Below are 18,235 nucleotides of genomic sequence, written 5' to 3' on the forward strand. Positions count from 1 at the left end.
ACAGCTTCCAGCCAGCTTTCTATGCTACTCCTCAGCACGGCGTTGAACGCATCCTCCAAGCCGACCGTTGCATCTCGTCGACGCGTGAGCATTCAGACGGCCCGGTGTTTCAGCAATCTGCCATGAGAGCGTTGCGTCCGGTCGAGCCGGACGGGACGAGCCCGAGTCGGGACGCGACGAGAACGGATACCGGAAACCTGTGACCCTGCTCCGGGACGCGTCCCGGAGAACCGCCCCTCCCATCCTCAACCTGGCCGTCACGGCCCCGACGTCAACCCGTAACCGAGAGTTCTAGCCAAGACATGCCGACCAACAACAAACGCTCATCCTCGCGCCCCCCCCAGGGCGCCACCGCCACGGAAGCAGCGCCCGCCGAGGCGTCCCGGCCCACCCGCCGCGGCAAGGACACGCTCAACATCGGCGAGCTGAAGGAAATGAGCATCGGTGCGCTCACCCAGGTGGCGAAGGACCTGAACGTCGCCGGCGCGACCGGCATGCGCAAGCAGGAGCTGATCTTCCAGATCCTCAAGGCGCAGACCGAGCAGAGCGGATTCATCTTCTCGGAAGGCGTGCTCGAGGTCCTGCCCGACGGTTTCGGCTTCCTGCGCGCGCCCGACTACAACTACCTGCCGGGTCCCGACGACATCTACGTGTCGCCGTCGCAGATCCGCAAGTTCGACCTGCAGACGGGCGACACGGTGTCCGGCCAGATCCGGCCGCCGAAGGAAGGGGAGCGCTACTTCGCGCTCATCAAGGTCGAGGCGGTCAACTTCGAGTCGCCCGATCAGGCCCGCGACAAGATCTTCTTCGAGAACCTGACGCCCTTGTACCCCCAGGACCGGGCACAGCTCGAGACCGCGCCGGACAACCTGTCGGCTCGCGTCATGGATCTGATGACGCCGATCGGCAAGGGCCAGCGCGGTCTCATCGTGGCGGCCCCGCGCACGGGCAAGACGATGCTCCTGCAGAACATCGCGCAGTCCATCGCGCGCAACCACGCCGAGGTCTACCTCATCGTCCTGCTCATCGACGAGCGCCCGGAAGAGGTGACCGACATGCAGCGTTCGGTGGACGGCGAAGTCATTTCGTCGACCTTCGACGAGCCGGCCCAGCGGCACGTGCAGGTGGCGGAGATGGTCATCGAAAAGGCCAAGCGCCTGGTGGAGCACCGCAAGGACGTCTTCATTCTCCTCGACTCGATAACCCGTCTCGCACGCGCCTACAACACCGTGATTCCGCCGTCCGGCAAGGTGCTCTCCGGCGGTCTGGATTCGAATGCGCTGCAGAAGCCGAAGCGGTTTTTCGGGGCGGCCCGCAACATCGAGGAAGGCGGTTCGCTGACCATCATGGCGACGGCGCTCGTGGACACGGGGTCGCGCATGGACGACGTGATCTTCGAAGAGTTCAAGGGCACCGGCAACATGGAGATCCACCTCGACCGGAAGCTGGTGGACAAGCGGGTCTTTCCCGCCATCGACATCCAGAAGAGCGGCACCCGCAAGGAAGAGCTGCTGCTCGGCAAGGAGGACCTCAACCGCGTATGGGTCCTGCGGAAGGTCCTCAATCCGCTGTCGTCGGTGGAGGCGATGGAGCTGCTGCTGGACAAGATGGGCAAGACGCGATCGAACGCCGACTTCCTGGCGTCGATGCAGAAGATGGGATGACGATGGCGACGATTCGAATTCGAGACAACGGTCCCTGCCTGGTCGACGGCGACGACGTGCGGGTGGTGGACGCCGACGGCAACGAGTTTCCGATCACGCGCCGGCCGTTTACGCTGTGCCGCTGCGGACACTCCGGGAACAAGCCGTTCTGCGACGGTTCCCACAACCGGGAGGGCTTCGAGGCGGCTACCCGCGCGGGCGCGTGAACGTCAGCCCGTCCGCGCCGTGGTCGACGACCACGGTATCGCCGTCCGCGAAGTCGCCCCGGAGCAGGTCCATCGCCAGCGGGTCGAGCACGCGGCGCTGGATCGTCCGGCGCAACGGCCGCGCCCCGTACGCGGGGTCGTATCCCTCGTCGATCAAGCAACGCAATGCGCCGTCGGTCGCCTCGATCGTGATCCGGCGCTCGGCCAGCCGCCGTCCGAGATGGGCGAGCTGGATGGCCGCGATGTCCGCCAGATGGCCCCGTGCGAGGGCGTGAAAGACGATGATCTCGTCGACGCGGTTGAGAAACTCGGGCCGGAAGTGCCGTCGCACCACGTCGTCGATCCGCCGCCGCGTATCCTCGTCCAGGTCGGAGCCGTCGGTGGCGCGGGCGGCGATGAACTCGCTGCCCAGGTTCGAGGTCATGATGACGACGACGTTCCGGAAATCGACCGTCCGCCCCTTGCCGTCGGTCAGGCGGCCGTCGTCCAGAAGCTGCAGCATGACGTTGAGCACGTCCGGGTGGGCCTTCTCGATCTCGTCGAACAGCACCACCGAGTAGGGACGCCGCCGCACGGCCTCGGTGAGCTGGCCCGCCTCGTCATGGCCGACGTAGCCGGGCGGGGCGCCGACCAGCCGCGAAATGGAGTGCTTCTCCTGATACTCCGACATGTCGATGCGCACCATGGACCGTTCGTCGTCGAAGAGGAACTCGGCCAGGGCCCGCGCAAGCTCCGTCTTTCCGACGCCGGTCGGCCCGAGGAAGATGAAGCTGCCGAGCGGGCGGTCCGGGTCCTGCAGGCCCGCGCGGGCGCGGCGTACCGCGTTGGATACCGCCGTGACGGCGTCGTCCTGGCCGATCACGCGCTTCCGGAGCCGATCCTCCATCCGGACGAGCTTCTCGATCTCGCCCTCCACGAGCCGGCTGACCGGAATGTGCGTCCACTTGCTCACGACGGCGGCGATGTCCTGCTCGTCCACCTCTTCCTTCAACATGCGTGAGCCGGATGCGGCCGTGTCGCGGCGCCGCTGCAACTGCCGCTCGAGCTCCGGAAGCCGTCCGTACTGCAACTCGGACGCGCGGGCGTAGTTGCCCTCTCGCTGCGCCCGTTCCACTTCGTGCCGCAGGGTCTCGAGCTCGCCCTGGATGCCGCGCGCGCCCTGAATCTCCGCCTTTTCGTGCTCCCACTGCGTGCGCAGGCGATGGCGTTCCTCCTGCAGATCGGCCAGCTCCTTCTCCAGGCGCCCGAGGCGGCCGCGCGAGGCGTCGTCGGTCTCCTTGCGCAGCGCCTCGCGCTCGATCTCCAGTTGCATGATGCGGCGTTCGACCTCGTCGAGCTCCACCGGCAGCGAGTCGATCTCGGTGCGCAGCTTCGAGGCCGCCTCGTCGATCAGGTCGATGGCCTTGTCCGGCAGAAAGCGGTCGCTGATGTAGCGGTTCGAGAGCACCGCGGCGGCGACCAGGGCGGCGTCCTTGAACTTCACCCCGTGGTGGATCTCGTACCGCTCGCGCAGGCCGCGCAGCACGCTGATGGTGTCCTCGACCGTCGGCTCGGCGACGAGCACGGGCTGGAAGCGACGCTCGAGCGCCGCGTCCTTCTCGATGTACTTGCGGTACTCGTCGAGGGTCGTCGCCCCGATGGTGTGCAGCTCGCCCCGGGCGAGCAGCGGCTTGAGCATGTTCGAGGCGTCGATCGCGCCCTCGGACGCGCCCGCGCCGACCACCGTGTGCAACTCGTCGATGAAGAGCACGATGCGGCCGTCGGCGTCGGTGATCTCCTTGAGCACCGCCTTGAGGCGCTCCTCGAACTCGCCGCGGTACTTGGCGCCGGCGATGAGGGCCCCCATGTCGAGGGCGACCAGACGCTTGTCGTCGAGTCCCTCGGGCACGTCTCCGCGCACGATGCGCTGGGCCAGGCCTTCCACGATCGCGGTCTTGCCGACGCCCGGCTCGCCGATGAGGACCGGGTTGTTCTTGGTCCGGCGCGAAAGCACCTGGATGACCCGCCGGATCTCCTCGTCCCGGCCGATGACGGGATCGAGCCTGGCGCCGCGGGCCAGCGCGGTCAGATCGCGGGCGTAGCGTTCGAGCGCCTGGTACTTCCCTTCGGGATGCTGGTCGGTCACCCGGTGGGAGCCGCGGACCGCGGTCAGCGCCTCGTAGAGCCGGTCCTTGCCGACCCCGTGCTCGGACAGCAGGCCGGCTGCCGGGGCGGCGCCCTGCTCGGTCGCCAGGGCCAGGAAGAGGTGCTCCGTGCTGACGTACTCGTCGGTCAGGCGCTCCGCCTCGCTGCTCGCGGTGGTCAGCACGCTGCGGAGGCCGGCGGAGGGCGCCGGGGGCGCGCCGCCGGTCGCCGCAGGCAGCCGATCCAGGCCGGCGCGGGCGGCGGCGGCCAGGGACGCCGGATCGACCGCCAGCTTCCGCAGCAGCGCGGGCACGACGCCTTCATGCTGCTCGATCAGGGTCAGCAGCAGGTGCTCCGGCTCGATTTGCGGATGGCCCGCCCGCTCGGCGAGCTGCTGGGCCGCGACGACGGCCTCCTGGGCTTTTTCGGTCAATCGATTGATGTTCATGGCAATGGTCCTCGAGGCGTCGACCGCATGCGTCCTTCCGCGCTCACGGCAACCCGACCAGCTCGCTCAGATGCTGCAGCTCCCGCAGGAGGCGGCGATGCCCGCCGCGTCTGCTCAGCGCATCGCCGCCGGCGAGCGGCCGGAGCCGCTGCACCGCGTCGGCCACCGCGAGCAGATGCCGCACGCCGGCGAGATTGATCCCGCGCTCGTCGACCAGATGCTTGATGAAGCGCAGGCGCTCGATCTGTTCCGTCGAGTAGAGCCGCATGCTGCCGACGGTGCGGTCGGGGCGCACCAGTCCCAGACGCTCGTACTTGCGGAGCGTCTGCGGATGCATGCCCAGCAGGCGCGAGGCGGTGCTGATGAAGAGGATTTCGCTCATGATGCGTCGCCTCGACTATATACATTGATATGAGACGTATAAAGTTAGCGCGGTGTTCCGGCGCGCCGCGGCAGGCTGTCGCCGCGGGCTGCTACGGCGCCGCGCGCAACGCGAGGGAGATGCGGCGGGTCTCGCCGTCGCCGAGCGAGAAGGGCTCCGCGGCCGGTGCGATCCCGGCGAGATACTCCAGGTTCGTCCAGGCGCTCCGCGGGATGGCCTGCGCCGCGTAGGCGAGATAGCGGGACGGCGGCAGGCCGGAAATCTCGAACGCGCCCTCCTGGTTCGGGCGCGCGGAGCGTACGAAGCGGGAAGGAAAAACGCGGAGATTGATGTCTTCGGGAAAGATTACCACCGTGTAGTCCGTGGTGGCTCGCCCCAGGGCGTCGAGAGCGACGCCGGTCAGCGTGCTCGACCGGTCGGTCAGCAGAATCTGCAGCCCCGTCGTCGGCATCTGCCGGGAGAACACGATCGGCGTGTCGGTGATGTCCCGGCCGGCGAGCGCCACGGTGCGCAACCTCCAGCCTTGGGGCAGTCCGGCCAGCCGGACCAGTTGCGCTCCCGCCATGCCGCGAATCTCGAAGCTCCAGTCGTCGTTGACGTGGCCGATGCCGCGGCCTACCGGAAGCTGCAGGCCGCTGCCGCGCGGCATGGTGAACGGCTGGAGCGTATCCGGCGTGAAGTCCGGCGCAACCTGCGACTCGAAGAAGATCTGTCCGCGGGCCGAGGCGCCGGACGTCAGCGTCAACCAGACGCCGTCGACCCGCTCGCCGGAGACCGACACCTCGGCGGTGGCGAAGCGGGTGCGGCCGGGCTCCCCGGTCTCCGAGGCGTAGGCGATGTAGCGGCCGGGCGCTACCGTATCGATGACGAAGCGGCCGTCGGCCTCCAGGCGGCCGGAGGAGCGGCTGCCGGCCGCGCCGGACGTTCCGTCCCGAATCAGGCTGACCGAGGGCACGCCGGTCACCGGCCGGCCGTACTCGTCGACGACGTGACCCGACACCGTGGCAGTCAACACCGTCGTGAGAGGAAAGTCGATGGTGGCTTCCTCCCCGGCGTCGACCTCGACGAGTTGCGCGGCCTCGATGCTCGTCGTCCCCGGGTAGAACGTCGGTGCGTACTCGCGCTCGCCGAGTCGACCCGAGAAAAACGTGAACGGCGACGCCTCGACATAGTAGGCGCCGGGCGGGAGACCGTAGACGCGGAACGTGCCGCGGTCGTCGGTGCGCATGCCGAATCCGCCGCCGGCCTGCTCGAGACGCCAGCCGCCGTCCCTGAACTCGTAGCGCAGGACCCGGACGCCCACGTTGACGGCGGGCTCCCCGAACGGCTCGAAGATGGCGCCGGTGATGACGGCACCGCGCGGCAGCACGAAGCTGACGTCGTCCAACGCGTCTCCGGCGCGGACCTCGACGAGGGTGCCCCGCTCGAAGGCCCGCCGCTGGCCATAGCTGAGCGTCATGTAGGCCGGCTTGCTCGCCTGGATCGTGTAGAGCCCCGGCGGCACGAGCAGCTCGTAGCGGCCGCTCGCGTCCGTCGTCGCGTTGCCGCCGGGGGAGCCGGGACGCGGGAACGCCCTCACCCGGGCCCGCGTGAGCGGGGCGCCCGTGTCCGCCGCGATGACCTGCCCGCGAATCGCGACCCGTTCGGCCGCCGAACGGAGCACGCGATCGCGCGGCGGCTGCGCCTGCGGGGATGCAGCGTGGAGAATCCCCGCGGCCGCCGCGCACGCGAGCAACCGTGCGAACAAGCGCACGCAGTCTCGCGTGGACATGAGTGCACTAGATACCACAGTCGAGCCGGATGCGGAACCGCCGGCGTGGCGGCGGCGGTTCCGCCTACACTGTAGCTGCAACGCATCAGGAGCATTCGATGAAGACGTCCGATTTCTTCTCCTCGCGCTGGGGCATCATCCTGGCCGGTCTCGGAATGGCCGTCGGCACCGGCAACCTGTGGCGCTTTCCGCGTATCGCGGCCGAGAACGGCGGCGGCGCGTTCCTCATTCCGTGGCTGCTGTTCCTGTTCACCTGGTCCATTCCGCTGCTGATCGCCGAGTTCGGGCTCGGCCGGGGCGCGCGCCGGGGGCCGATCGGCGCGTTCGCGAAGCTGACCGGGGGGCGGACCGCATGGATGGGCGGCTTCGTCGCAGTGACGAGCGTGATGATCATGTTCTACTACTCGGTCGTCACCGGGTGGATGCTGAAGTACGCGGTCGCGGCATCGACGGGCGAACTCGCCGGCGTCGACGCCGCGGCCTACTGGGATGCGTACAGCACGTCGGTGTGGCAGCCGGTGCTGTTTCACGTGCTGGCGGTGGCCGGTGCGGGTTTCGTCGTGGCGCGCGGCGTGATCGGCGGCATCGAGCGGGCGAACCGGATACTCATCCCGCTACTGTTCGTGCTGCTGCTGTTCGCCGTGGCGCGGGCGGTCACGCTGCCGGGGGCCGGCGAGGGACTGGCCTATCTGTTCACGCCGGATCTGAGCGCCCTGACGAATTACCGGACCTGGCTGGAGGCATTGACCCAGTCGGCGTGGTCGACCGGCGCCGGGTGGGGGCTCATTCTCTGCTACGCCATATACGTGCGCGAGAGCGACGACGTCGTCACCAACGCCGCGACGATCGGTCTGGGCAACAACGTGGCGTCGCTGCTCGCCGCGATGGCGATCCTGCCGGCCGCCTTCGCCATCCTGCCGGCGGGCGAGGCGGGCGAGGCGCTGGCCGCGGGAAACACCGGACTCACGTTCATCTGGATTCCGCAGGTGTTCGCCCGCATGCCGGCCGGCGGACTGTTCCTGCCGCTCTTCTTCCTGGCCATGTTCTGCGCCGCACTCTCGTCGCTGATCGCGATGGTGGAGCTCGGGACGCGCGTGCTCATCGACGCGGGGGCCGCCCGGTCTCGCGCCGTGCCGCTCGTGGTCGGCGCGGCCGTCGTCTGCGGCCTGCCGTCGGCGGTCAGCCTCGCGGTCTTCGAGAACCAGGACTGGGTCTGGGGACTGGCGCTGATGGTCAGCGGCGTGTTCATCGCCATTGCGACCCTGCGCTACGGGGTCGACCGCTTCCGCGACGAGCTCGTCAACACCCATTCGTCGGGGCGCCGGGTCGGTGCGGTCTGGGCGTGGATCCTGAAGTATCTGGTGCCGGTGGAGTTCGCGGTGATGTTCGGCTGGTGGATGTATCAGGCAGCGACGGTGTACGACCCGGAGGGCTGGTGGAATCCCCTGCGGGTATACAGCGTCGGCACCTGCGTGGCGCAGTGGGGCATCGCACTGGCAGTTCTCTGGGCGTTCAACCGCCGCCTCGCCGAGCGGAGCGCGGCGGACCGTGCTACGCTTGTGGGTTGATGACGAATCGCGCGTCCCCTGCAGGCGCGCGTAATGCGAAAGGAGACCGAACGTGTATCCAGAGTTCTTCATCGCCCCGATGCGCGAGGAATTGACCCGGCTCGGCGTCAAGGAGCTGCGGACCGCCAAGGACGTGGACGACGCGGTGGCCGGACAGTCCGGCACCCTGATGCTGGTGGTCAACTCCGTCTGCGGCTGCGCGGCCGGCAGGGCACGCCCGGGTGTGGCGCTGGCGCTGCAGCACGGGACCCGGCCGGACGTGGTCGCCACCGTGTTCGCCGGCGCCGACGTCGAGGCGACGCAGCGCGCGCGGGAGTACCTCACCGGTTATCCGCCGTCCTCGCCCGCCGTTGCCCTCCTGCGGGACGGCAAGCTGATCTACATGATGGAGCGGCACCAGATCGAGAACCGGGAGGCCGATGTCATCGCCCGGGATCTGACCGCCGCGTTCGACAAGCACTGTGCGCCGGCGGCCGTCGCGTAGAGACCGGACCGCGCAGCGACGGTGAGGCCGCGCTGCCCGTTCCGTCAGCGGGCCGGCGGTGGAGGCTCGAGGCGGGCGGGCGGCGACGCGGGCACGATCGGCAACGGCCGCCGGCAGCGGGCTTGCTCGCAGGCGCGTTGCGTCACGTCGGCCAGCGTGTCGATGAAGGCGGGGTGGTCGTTGACCGCGGCCGCGCGGCGCATCGGCAGGCCGAGGTCGCGGCAGACCTCGGCCGCTTCCGTGTCGAGGTCGTACAGCACCTCGATGTGATCGGCCACGAACCCGATGGGAGCGATGACCGCCGCCCGCAGGCCGCGGTCGTGCGCGGCGCGGAGATACTCGCAGACGTCCGGCTCCAGCCAGGGGTCCTCGGGCCGTCCACTCCGGCTCTGGTACGCCAACACCCAGTCGTCGGTCTCCAGGCGGGCGGCCACGCGTTCGGCCGTCTCCCGCAGGTCCGTCTCGTAGCGAGACGCCGCCGCCATCGCCGTCGGGATGCTGTGTGCGGTGAAGACGATGCGGGCGGCCTGCCGCACGGCGTCGGGAAGCTGGCGTCGGGCGGCAGCGATTCGTCGGGCGTTGGCTTCGACGAACCCGCGGTGCGTGTGCCAGCCGGGCGCGAACAGCACCTCGACGTCGGCCGCCGCGCGCGCCCGCAGCTCCTGCCGGGCCTGCGCGACGTTCTGGCGGTACTGCCCGCAGCTCGAGTAGCTGTGGTGCGCAGCCAGGACGATGCCGAGCGCCCGTTCGATTCCCGCCGCCGCCATCTCCTCCAGGGTGTCGTCGAGAAACGGGTGCCAGTTGCGCATGCCGACGAAGACCGGCAGCTTCGGGCCGGTCGCGGCGAGACGTGCGCGCAACCCCTCCGCCTGCCGCCGGGTGATCGCGGTGAGCGGCGACACGCCGTCGAACAGCTCGTAGTGTTGCACCACCGCCTCGAGGCGGGCCGGCGGTACTCTTCGTCCCCGGAGCACGTTCTGCAGGAACGGCCGGATGTCGGCGCGGCGCAGCGGCCCGCCGAAGCTGATCAGCAGCACGGCATCGAAGGGACAGGCGTTCCAGGGCATGGCGGAGAATCGTGGTCTGCGAGCACCGCCGGGCCGGTGACACGCTGGGCCTGGACCGCGCCCGGCCGTACGGCATCGCTACGCGCTGATGCCAGTGGTGTTACAATGACGTTCTGTGTCGGGGCGTGGCTCAGCCTGGTAGAGCACTCGGTTCGGGACCGAGGGGTCGGAGGTTCAAATCCTCTCGCCCCGACCACTTCCTTCCCGCTTTCGCGCTGATCTTCGGTAGCGACAAGGTCACGCCGCCGCCTGACGGACGGCAACGAGATGCGCCGCCGCCCGTTGCCGGCCGTGTGCATCGGGTGCGCAGGACCGGCAACGGTCGGCCACGGCGCTTGCATCAGTTCTCGTTCGTCGCCGCCAGGAACTGGCGCGCCTCGGCGTAGCCCGCCTCGTCGGCCGCACCCACCCAGAAATCGACAAGCGCGCCGTAGCGCTCCCGGGCCGTGACCCGGTCTCCACTCGCGGCGGCCGAGCGGGCGGCTCCCAGCAGCGAGCGCATGCGATTCGGCATCCGCAGCAGCGACGTATCGAACTTTGCCAGCGCGTCAGCGGGGCGGCCGAGCTGAAGCAGGATCTCTCCGTACAGCTCGTAGGGAGGCTTGACCGGGCTGGCTGCGCCGTTGGGCAGTCGCAGCGTTTCGACGACGGCAATCGCCTCGTCCATCAGCGCCGTCGCCCCGTCCTGGTCGCCTTCCGCTGCCAGAATCGACGCCGCGACTTCCTTGTGGGCGATCCGGTCCTGCGTCCCGCCGTCAGCGGCCCGCGCCGCGAGCGCCGCCTCGGCCTGGCGCGCCAGCGTCAGATCACCCTTGCGCACGGCGCTGAGTCCGGTGGCCAGCAGCTCGTGCATGGACGAGTCCTCGGTGATCGGCTCGGTGCGCCACCGCTCGGTCTCGACCACGTACCGGGCGTTCACCAGGGGCAGGGTGCTGACCGCGCGGGCCTGTCCCTCGCTCTCGTCGATGAGCTGCTCCAGGCGCTCGATCCAGACTTGCGCCTTGTCGTAGTCGCCGCGCTGCAGATCGCCGTACTGGCCCCAGTCGAGCGAGTGGACGGCGTCGCCGACGCTGTCGCCCGGCTCCCACAGGGCGCGGGCCGCGTCGTGGGCCGACTGGTTGTGGTTCGAAACGAGATCCCACATGCCGTGCTGGATGAAGATGTGGGTGGGCATGTGGCGCGCGTGCGAGACGGCCGGCGCGATCTCGGCGTAACGGCGTGCGGCGTCGAGCGCCAGGGGCGCGTGGATCGGGTCGTCGAAGGCGTGAATCGTGTAGTGCGGCGCTCCCGGATGGTCCGGATTGGCGTGGAAGACCTTCATCGCGATGTTGCCCGCCCGGACCTCGAGCCGCAACGACTGATCGCCGAGCGCCCGTGAACCGGCCAGCATCGACAGCGCGTAGAAGGTGGCCACCTCGTGGTCGTCGGGATGGCGGTCGTAGAGCCGGCCCATCGCCTCCATGTAGCCGACGCGTCGCTCGTTGTAGGCGCCCTCATCGCTCCACAACACCTCGACCGCTTCGAGAAAGCCCTTCTCCCGGTCGGTCGGCGCCTTGGCGGCGCGTGCCGCGCGGGTCGGGCCCAGGCGTGCGAGCACCGCCCGGGGATTGGCCTCGTCGAGGTTGGGGCCGCCGCCGAAGAGCGGATGGTTGTAGCTCAGCGTTTCGCCCCAGTAGGCCAGTGCGAAGTCCGGCTCGATGGCCTGCGCCGCCTGGAACTGCTCGATGGCCTGCTTCCAGCCGAAGCTGTGGAGAATGGCCACGCCCCGCAGGAAATGGCGTTGCGCTTCTTCGGAACGCGCGGAGGTCGGGAAGTCGAGCGAACCGACCTCGGTGAACTGCGCACCGGCGGGAGTGGCCAGCAACAGGGCAGCCAACAGACAGATTACGGATCTCATGGGAACCTCCATAGCACGGCAGGTTAGCATATGCGCCGGCCCGGACGACCGGATTCCCGACCGCGGCGAAGCACACCGCGCCGGTCGGCTATAATCACGGCGCCCGGCGGGCAATCCCGACGATGACGGTGACCAGACGTCTGCTCGTGAGCGGCCGCGTACAGCGCGTCGGGTTCCGTGCGTTCGCAGCCGGGGCGGCTCGGCGGGAAGGCGTGCGCGGCTTCGTGCGCAATCTGGCCGACGGGCGGGTGGAGGCGGTCGGCGAGGGCGACCGCGAAGCGATGGACCGGTTCGAGCGCGCCCTGCACCGGGGTTCCCGGCTGTCGAAGGTGCTCGGCATCACCGTCGAAGACGTTGCGCCGCTGGACGCGACCGGAGGATTCGTGGTTCGCACCTGACGGAGCCGCGACCCGAGAGATGCAAGAGCTGAAGAGCCTGATCCGCGAGGTGCCGGACTTTCCGAAGCCGGGCATCCTGTTCAAGGACATAACGACGCTTCTCGGCGACCCCGGGGGACTGCGCCGGGCCATCGCGTGCCTCGTCGAGCCGTTTCAGGAAGCTGCAATCGACAAGGTGGTGGGGATCGAGAGTCGGGGCTTCATCTTCGGCGCGGCGGTGGCGGAGCGTCTCGGCGCGGGATTCGTGCCGGCGCGCAAGCCGGGGAAGCTGCCGGCGCGTACGGTCCGTGTCGAGTACGCTCTCGAGTACGGCACCGACACCTTGGAGCTCCACGAGGACGCGCTGGGCAGCGGGCAGCGGGTTCTGATCGTCGACGATCTACTGGCGACCGGCGGCACGGCGCGCGCGGCGGCCGACCTCGTCGCCGGGCGCGGCGCCGAGGTGCACGCGCTTGCGTTTCTCGTCGAGCTCGACGCCCTGCGCGGCCGCGACCGGCTGTCTGGCCACGACGTCTTCGCGGCGCTGCACTACTAGTTCCCCGCCGGACGCGGCCTCGTGGGGACGGCATGACCGAGGCTCTCATCGTTGCACTGATTTGTGTCGTGCTCTTCGTCGCGGAGCGCGCACGCCGGGATCGTGGACGGCAGCATCGCGAGCGTCTGGCCGCCATCCTGCTCACGAGCCTGTCCCCTGCCGCGGCGCGCGGCGAGCCGCGCGACCTGCTGGCGTGGCGCGGCGCCGCCGATACCGCCCGGCGCCTGTTTCCGGAAGCGGTCGGCGCCATCGAGCGGCAGACCGGCGAGGCGTTCCCGTTTCCACACGCGGTAGTGGACGACGCGCACGCGCGCTGGACGGCGGAATGGCTGGCGTGGGAGCGCCGGCACGACGCCGACTTCAAGCAGCGGGCGAACGCGCTCGAGGCCGAGCTGCGGGCGGCGGGGGATACCCCGGCCGGGGTACGGGCGCGGCTGTCCGCGCTCGACGACGAGAAGCTGCAGGCCTACCAGGAGCGCTACGAGGAGTACGTCCGTATCGGCAACGGACTGGCGGCGCTCCGCGAACGGGCGTCGGGGGGCGAGACCCCGTCCTGACCGGGCGACGGTGTAAGCTGCGCAAGGTGCCGGCCTTCGGCCCGGCGCCCGTGGCCTCCATTGCGCGTGTAGCTCAGTTGGATAGAGCGGCCGCCTCCTAAGCGGCAGGCCCCAGGTTCGAATCCTGGCACGCGCGCCATCCCGGCGGATCCCGGCTCAGATAATGGTCATGGGCAGGTCGGTGGTCGGAGATCCGCGTTCGGCGAACGCACCGACATGCTCGGCAACAACATCGAACACGATCCGGTATTCGCCCGGCGTCTCGATGGTCGGCAGCTCGACGTGCAACAACACGTCGTCGCCAGGCGGGACATCGCGCGGCAGCAGGGTTCGCGACCACCTGGCGTCGATGCAGGTGTCCGGATCGACGCGGTAGAGATCGGCGGCGAGCTGGGTCGTGCCGCGCTGGTCCGGAGTGCCGCTCAGCCAGAGCGTATCGCCGGTGTTGCTCACGCGCACGTGGAGTCTGATGTGGGCGCCGGCGGTCACCCGGCCGCGGTCAACGGCCGGCTCGATGCGGGCCTGCAGGTTGTCGGGGTTGCGCGTCGTCGCCAGGAAGCTCCCCTTGTAGAGCACGATATAGGTCGATGTGAGCATCGCCGTGGTGAGCAGTTCCCAGTAGTGGCGCAGCTCGCGGCCCAGGAGGAAGTCGCGCAGGCCGCTGACCGGCACCTCCACCGACAGCGGCAGACCGATCGGGACCACCGTCATCCGGTCGAATCCGCACGCGAGGGCGCGCGACTCCAGTGCCTCGACGTCGATGTCGTTCTCCAGCACGTCCCAGTCGTCCATTTCGTCCAGGCTCGCCTGGGTGTGGCTGTGTCCCGGGGCCGGTTCGCACATCGCCACCACACCGCCGGTCCTGAGCACGCGCGCCATCTCTCGCAGGACCTCGTCCTGATTCGGGACGTGATGAAAGGCATCGTACAGGAGGATCTTGTCGACGTGCCCGTCAGGCAACGGGATCCGGTGCCCGTCATAAGGGAGGAACTGCGGATCGAGATCCCAGTTGGTCAGCGGATCGCGCTCGAACAGTTGGCGCCCCATCTCCAGCGCCGCGGGGGACACGTCGACGGCGATGGTGGGGCAGCCGTACCGGTTCAGAAAATGCAGCAGCCAGCAGGTGCCGGCGCCGAGTTCCATCACGACGTCGCCGGGCGCGAGGCGGAGCCAGTGCGCGACGACGCCGATGTCGAAGAAGCGTCGCGCGAAGTTGTCGACATCGGTGTACGGCTTGCCCAGCAGGAACCGTTGATCCGTCTGCTCGGCGAAGTAGCGGTCGGCGGCGGCGTTGAAGATGTCGGTCCGGGCGACGATCTGTTCGGGCGTGAACCGCGAATGGGCGGCCGGCGGCCGGTTCATCCACTCCGTGGCGTACAGCCGGTCATAGACGACCGTCAACAGTCGGCGGACGCGGATGGACCGCTCTGCCAGCCACTCGGTGACGCCGACGATGATCGTCGCCAGGATTTGTGTGCGCATCGCTCGTCGCTCAGCGCCTAGAACATGAAGGCGGCAGACGAGGGACCTCCGACGTCACCCCGGAAGTCTCCAGCCGCGGGCCCCGCGGCGCCTTCCATCGCGGGCCCGTGGTTCCGGCACGTGGAGTCCCATAGCGTCAGAAGACCGGTCCGGCCGGTGTGGCGGGGCCTATGTCCCGAAACGCGTAGTGATTCCAGCCGAAGACCTCCTTGAGCGCCATGGAGATGTCGAAGCCGTGCTGCTCGACCGATTCGGCCGGCACCGACAGGTTGAAATCGAAGGGCCATATGCAGTGCCCTTCGTACTCCTCGTTCCAGGACCCGACGATGTAGACCGGCGCCGGCAGCGCGTCCAGTCCGAGCTTGTCGGACCAGTACGGCCGGATGTGCTCCTCCGTGTGCAAGCCTTTGAGGAGCTTCATGAAGTCGGCGTATTCGCCGCGCGTGATCTCCAGCGTCGGATGCCCTGGTTTGGCGAAGCCGGGAGCCAGATTGGGGATGACCAGAGGGTGGCGCCCGGTGAAGTGGTTGCGGATTCCTGCGGCGACGGCATACGTGGTGCGGAGGGTGTTGATCTGGTTCTGGACGTACAAGGGCGACAGCCGCAGCCGCTGCTCGCTGCCCTGCTTGATGTTGGCTGCGTGGTGATAGATATAGAGGGCGTCGAAGAAATGGCTGCGCGTGCGACGGTCGGCCGAGAACTGTCCGGTCGAGGACAGTTGTATCTCCTCGCCGACGAGGTATGGGAACTCCCCGTAGACGTCGGCGAAGTCCTGTCTTGCGCCCGCGATCGTCGTCTGCATCGCGGACGCTTCGTTCGGGCTCAGAGGCAACTGTCCCCAGGTGTGCGTGCCGAAGATGAAGACCACCGGACGTCCGTCCAGAGCGAAGATGCGCGCGGGACTGACGCGGAGCACGTCTTTCAGAAAGCGGGCCATCGCGACGAAGTCGTCGCGGAAACTGGACTGCACGGTCGGCGCGAGAAAGCTGATGCGCCCACCCGTGGTGGGCAGCACCAGCGTGTCCTCGTAGAGCAGGCAGACATGGCGGGTGGCGACGTTCGGCGCCTGCAGGAATCCACGGAAGTAGTTGCGATTGTTACCGGTCGTCAAGCGCCGCGGGATCCAGCTCAAGGCGTCCACCGTGACGCCGAACTCGTTCTTCAAGTCATGGAAGGTCGTTTCGACTTCCGGATCGGCCGAAAGATAGTTGCCCCCCTTGAACCGGACGGTCTGTGAGCCGGGAGGCCGGTCGAGGGTGTTGTACCAGCCATAGTGCCAGGCGATGGTGATCGGCCGGCGGGACGTCGGCATGGTCGATTCACCGTAGCGTTGAATGGTATGCGTGACGGAATCGACGACCAGGGGCTCGACGACTGCGCGTCCGAACACGTCGGCCCGGTAGTCGAACCCCGGCCGCGGCGTGAGACCGAATCCCCGCTGCGCGTACAGGGCAGTGCTGACGATCTCCCGGTCGGAGGCGTTGATCGTGCCGCTGCCGTCGACGTCGGCGACGTACGGCGGCAGCAGCGTCGGGCCTTCCTGCCCGCGAAGCAGGGCAGGCGCCTGCGCCGCGTGGCCGGCTAGCGCGAGTCCCGCGGCACGCAAGAACTGGCGTCTCGACGGCTCTTGCGAGTCGTGACTCATCACGTCAACAGGTAGTCCGGGCCGAGGTGCCCGCGTCGGCGCGTCGAGAGATTCAGCGCAACCGCTGGGACTGATGCGCTTCCCGACCGCGACGCCGCGCTACTCTACCACATCGGTCGCAGCGTCAGGCCCCCGCCGGCCCCGGCGGGCGTGCTCTTTTGTTAGAATTCCAGGATCCCTCGATGATGACACCATGAAGAGAGCGGAGAGACACCATCTCAAGGCCGACCCACTGGCCGCCGGGCTGCAGCCCCTGCTGGAGTCCATGCGGAGAGGCCGGTGGGCCGTCGGCGCGGTTAGCGTCCTCGGCGTGCTGGTTGCCGGTGCGTCGGTATTCGGTTGGCAGCAGTGGCGCACCTCGCGCGCCAGCGAGATGCTGGCGTCCGCGATGGCGGTGGTGGATGCCCCGGTCGTTCCTGCGGACGGACAGGCGGCCGCCGGAGCGGACGCGTACCCGTCGGAGGCGGCCAAGCTCGAGACCGCGGTGCCCCGGCTGCTGGCGGCGGCTGACGCGTATCCGAGCCTGCAGCAGGGCATCGTGGCCCGCTATCAGGCGGCGGTTGCGCTCGGCGCCCTGGGCCGCACCACCGAAGCGGCCGCGCAGTACCAACGCCTGATCGAGGTCGCCGGCGATGGCATCTACGCGCGCATGGCCCGTCTCGGACGAGCCGAAGCGCATCTGCAGGCCGGGGAGTACGCGGAGGCGATTGACCTGCTCGAAGCGGAATCACGGCTCGCGGACGCCGAGTTCCCCGTCGATGCGGTGCTGATGCGGCTCGGCCAGTCCTATCGCCTGGCCGCCAGGCCGGCCGAGGCGCTGCAGGCGTTCCAGCGTCTTGTCGACGAGTTTCCGGCCTCCGGTTATCGTTTCGATGCCGAGCGTGAGCTCGACACGCTGGGCTCCGGGCAATAGGACGGTCCGGGCGCCGGGGGCACGAGACATGACCAGGGCGCCGGCATCGGCGGCCGGCGAGTTCACCATCGGTCTCGTGCAGATGGCCTGCCACCGGCTGGCCGCCCGCAACCACGAGGCGGCCGAGGCCGGCATCCGCGACGCGGCCGCGCGGGGAGCGCAGATCGTCTGCCTGCAGGAGTTGTTCGCGACGCCGTACTTCTGCCAGCGCGAGGACGCCGCCTGCTTCGATCTGGCCGAGGAGATTCCCGGAACCCTCACCACGCGCTACGCGAGGCTCGCGCGGGCGCTCGGCGTCGTGCTGATAGTGCCGTTTTTCGAGCGTCGCGCCGCCGGCCTGTACCACAATTCCGCGGTCGTGATCGACGCCTCGGGAGACCTGCTCGGCCTCTACCGCAAGGTGCACGTACCTGACGATCCGCAGTTTCTCGAGAAGTTCTACTTCACGCCGGGCGACCTCGGCTACCGCGTCTTCGAGACCCGGCACGCACGCATCGGAGTCCTGATCTGCTGGGATCAATGGTACCCGGAGGCGGCTCGCCTGACCGCTCTGCAGGGCGCCGAGGCAATCTTCTATCCGACGGCCATCGGTTGGCTCGGCGCCGGCGAGCCGGGTGGCGACGGGCTCGCCGAGCGCGACGCCTGGATGACGGTGCAGCGGGGACACGCCATCGCGAACGGGGTCTACGTGGCGGTCGTGAACCGTGTCGGCACGGAGACGACCGAAGCAGGCGCTCTGAGATTCTGGGGCGGCTCGTTCGTCAGTGATCCCGGAGGCCGGGTAATCGCCCGAGCGGACGGAGAGACTGCCGGCGTGGTGGTCGCGCGATGCAGCCGGCGCGCCCTGGAAGAGCAACGGCGGGCGTGGCCGTTTCTCCGGGATCGCCGTATCGACACCTACGCGTCGATCACGCGTCGCTACCTGGACGACCCGCCGCACAAGGCACAGCAGGCGCGATGAGCGACCTGCGGCGCGCGCCGTCCCGCCGGGAAGCGGCGCCGGGGGCGGGGGGCGCCCCGGGCCGGGGGCCCCCCCCGGGGGGGACCCCCCCCGCCCCCCCGGGCGGGATGGCGCCAGACCCCCCCCCCGCGGG

Annotated in this window: 16 protein-coding genes and 2 tRNA genes; 11 read left to right on the plus strand and 7 right to left on the minus strand. The window is 69.1% G+C overall.

Features of this window, described 5'->3' with window-relative positions:
* The first annotated feature begins 302 nt into the window (after nt 1-302).
* Together rho and F4X11_22620 are read left to right on the plus strand one after the other, a co-directional pair.
* A complete protein-coding gene (gene rho, locus F4X11_22615) occupies nt 303-1,664 on the plus strand; it encodes a transcription termination factor Rho (GenBank protein MYN67787.1) in 1,362 nt (453 codons plus the stop codon).
* Nucleotides 1,661-1,870 carry a CDGSH iron-sulfur domain-containing protein gene (locus F4X11_22620; GenBank protein ID MYN67788.1) on the plus strand — a complete coding sequence of 70 codons (210 nt, stop codon included), beginning with the start codon at nt 1,661-1,663 and terminating at the stop codon, nt 1,868-1,870. Before rho ends, F4X11_22620 begins: the two co-directional genes overlap by 4 nt.
* Here F4X11_22620 and clpB read toward each other — a convergent pair.
* The 3 genes from clpB to F4X11_22635 all read right to left on the minus strand — a co-directional run bounded on the left by clpB (nt 1,851) and on the right by F4X11_22635 (nt 6,595).
* Nucleotides 1,851-4,442 (minus strand): ATP-dependent chaperone ClpB, encoded by a 2,592-nt coding sequence (gene clpB, locus F4X11_22625; GenBank protein ID MYN67789.1) that lies wholly within the window; start codon nt 4,440-4,442, stop codon nt 1,851-1,853. The genes F4X11_22620 and clpB overlap by 20 nt on opposite strands.
* A 43-nt stretch (nt 4,443-4,485) precedes the next feature.
* Nucleotides 4,486-4,824 (minus strand): MerR family transcriptional regulator, encoded by a 339-nt coding sequence (locus F4X11_22630; GenBank protein MYN67790.1) that lies wholly within the window; start codon nt 4,822-4,824, stop codon nt 4,486-4,488.
* Nucleotides 4,825-4,915: 91 nt separating this feature from the next.
* On the minus strand, nt 4,916-6,595 hold the full coding sequence (locus F4X11_22635; GenBank protein ID MYN67791.1) for a carboxypeptidase regulatory-like domain-containing protein: 1,680 nt from the start codon (nt 6,593-6,595) through the stop codon (nt 4,916-4,918).
* 98 nt (nt 6,596-6,693) lie between these two features.
* Between F4X11_22635 and F4X11_22640 the strand changes: the two genes are divergently transcribed.
* Together F4X11_22640 and F4X11_22645 are read left to right on the plus strand one after the other, a co-directional pair.
* Nucleotides 6,694-8,163, plus strand: a complete 1,470-nt coding sequence (locus tag F4X11_22640) for a sodium-dependent transporter (protein ID MYN67792.1) — start codon at nt 6,694-6,696, stop codon at nt 8,161-8,163.
* 52 nt (nt 8,164-8,215) lie between these two features.
* Nucleotides 8,216-8,647 carry a BrxA/BrxB family bacilliredoxin gene (locus F4X11_22645; protein ID MYN67793.1) on the plus strand — a complete coding sequence of 144 codons (432 nt, stop codon included), beginning with the start codon at nt 8,216-8,218 and terminating at the stop codon, nt 8,645-8,647.
* Between the two features lie 44 nt (nt 8,648-8,691).
* Here F4X11_22645 and hemH read toward each other — a convergent pair whose 3' ends face one another.
* On the minus strand, nt 8,692-9,714 hold the full coding sequence (gene hemH, locus F4X11_22650; GenBank protein MYN67794.1) for a ferrochelatase: 1,023 nt from the start codon (nt 9,712-9,714) through the stop codon (nt 8,692-8,694).
* A 119-nt stretch (nt 9,715-9,833) separates the two neighbouring features.
* On the opposite strand from hemH, the gene F4X11_22655 reads away from it, so the two are divergent.
* Nucleotides 9,834-9,910: transfer RNA gene (locus tag F4X11_22655), tRNA-Pro, on the plus strand.
* 144 nt (nt 9,911-10,054) lie between these two features.
* Here the strand turns inward: F4X11_22655 and F4X11_22660 are convergent.
* Nucleotides 10,055-11,611, minus strand: coding sequence for a hypothetical protein (locus F4X11_22660; GenBank protein MYN67795.1), 1,557 nt, complete (start codon nt 11,609-11,611; stop codon nt 10,055-10,057).
* Nucleotides 11,612-11,733: 122 nt separating this feature from the next.
* Between F4X11_22660 and F4X11_22665 the strand changes: the two genes are divergently transcribed.
* The 4 genes from F4X11_22665 (at nt 11,734) to F4X11_22680 (ending at nt 13,240) form a co-directional block, all read left to right on the plus strand.
* Nucleotides 11,734-12,009, plus strand: coding sequence for an acylphosphatase (locus F4X11_22665; protein MYN67796.1), 276 nt, complete (start codon nt 11,734-11,736; stop codon nt 12,007-12,009).
* A 19-nt stretch (nt 12,010-12,028) separates the two neighbouring features.
* Complete coding sequence (locus F4X11_22670) at nt 12,029-12,544, plus strand: adenine phosphoribosyltransferase (protein MYN67797.1); 516 nt, start codon at nt 12,029-12,031, stop codon at nt 12,542-12,544.
* A gap of 32 nt (nt 12,545-12,576) precedes the next feature.
* A complete protein-coding gene (locus F4X11_22675; GenBank protein ID MYN67798.1) occupies nt 12,577-13,101 on the plus strand; it encodes a hypothetical protein in 525 nt (174 codons plus the stop codon).
* A gap of 62 nt (nt 13,102-13,163) precedes the next feature.
* Nucleotides 13,164-13,240 (plus strand) — tRNA-Arg (locus tag F4X11_22680).
* Nucleotides 13,241-13,257: 17 nt separating this feature from the next.
* Here the strand turns inward: F4X11_22680 and F4X11_22685 are convergent.
* Together F4X11_22685 and F4X11_22690 are read right to left on the minus strand one after the other, a co-directional pair.
* Nucleotides 13,258-14,583 carry a class I SAM-dependent methyltransferase gene (locus tag F4X11_22685; GenBank protein ID MYN67799.1) on the minus strand — a complete coding sequence of 442 codons (1,326 nt, stop codon included), beginning with the start codon at nt 14,581-14,583 and terminating at the stop codon, nt 13,258-13,260.
* Between the two features lie 136 nt (nt 14,584-14,719).
* A complete protein-coding gene (locus F4X11_22690) occupies nt 14,720-16,189 on the minus strand; it encodes a hypothetical protein (protein ID MYN67800.1) in 1,470 nt (489 codons plus the stop codon).
* 112 nt (nt 16,190-16,301) lie between these two features.
* Between F4X11_22690 and F4X11_22695 the strand changes: the two genes are divergently transcribed.
* Together F4X11_22695 and F4X11_22700 are read left to right on the plus strand one after the other, a co-directional pair.
* Nucleotides 16,302-17,141, plus strand: a complete 840-nt coding sequence (locus F4X11_22695) for a tetratricopeptide repeat protein (GenBank protein ID MYN67801.1) — start codon at nt 16,302-16,304, stop codon at nt 17,139-17,141.
* A gap of 28 nt (nt 17,142-17,169) precedes the next feature.
* Nucleotides 17,170-18,102, plus strand: a complete 933-nt coding sequence (locus tag F4X11_22700) for a carbon-nitrogen hydrolase (GenBank protein MYN67802.1) — start codon at nt 17,170-17,172, stop codon at nt 18,100-18,102.
* Nucleotides 18,103-18,235: the final 133 nt, after the last annotated feature.

The sequence above is a fragment of the Acidobacteriota bacterium genome, assembly GCA_009861545.1.
Taxonomy (GTDB): Bacteria; Acidobacteriota; Vicinamibacteria; order Vicinamibacterales; family UBA8438; genus WTFV01.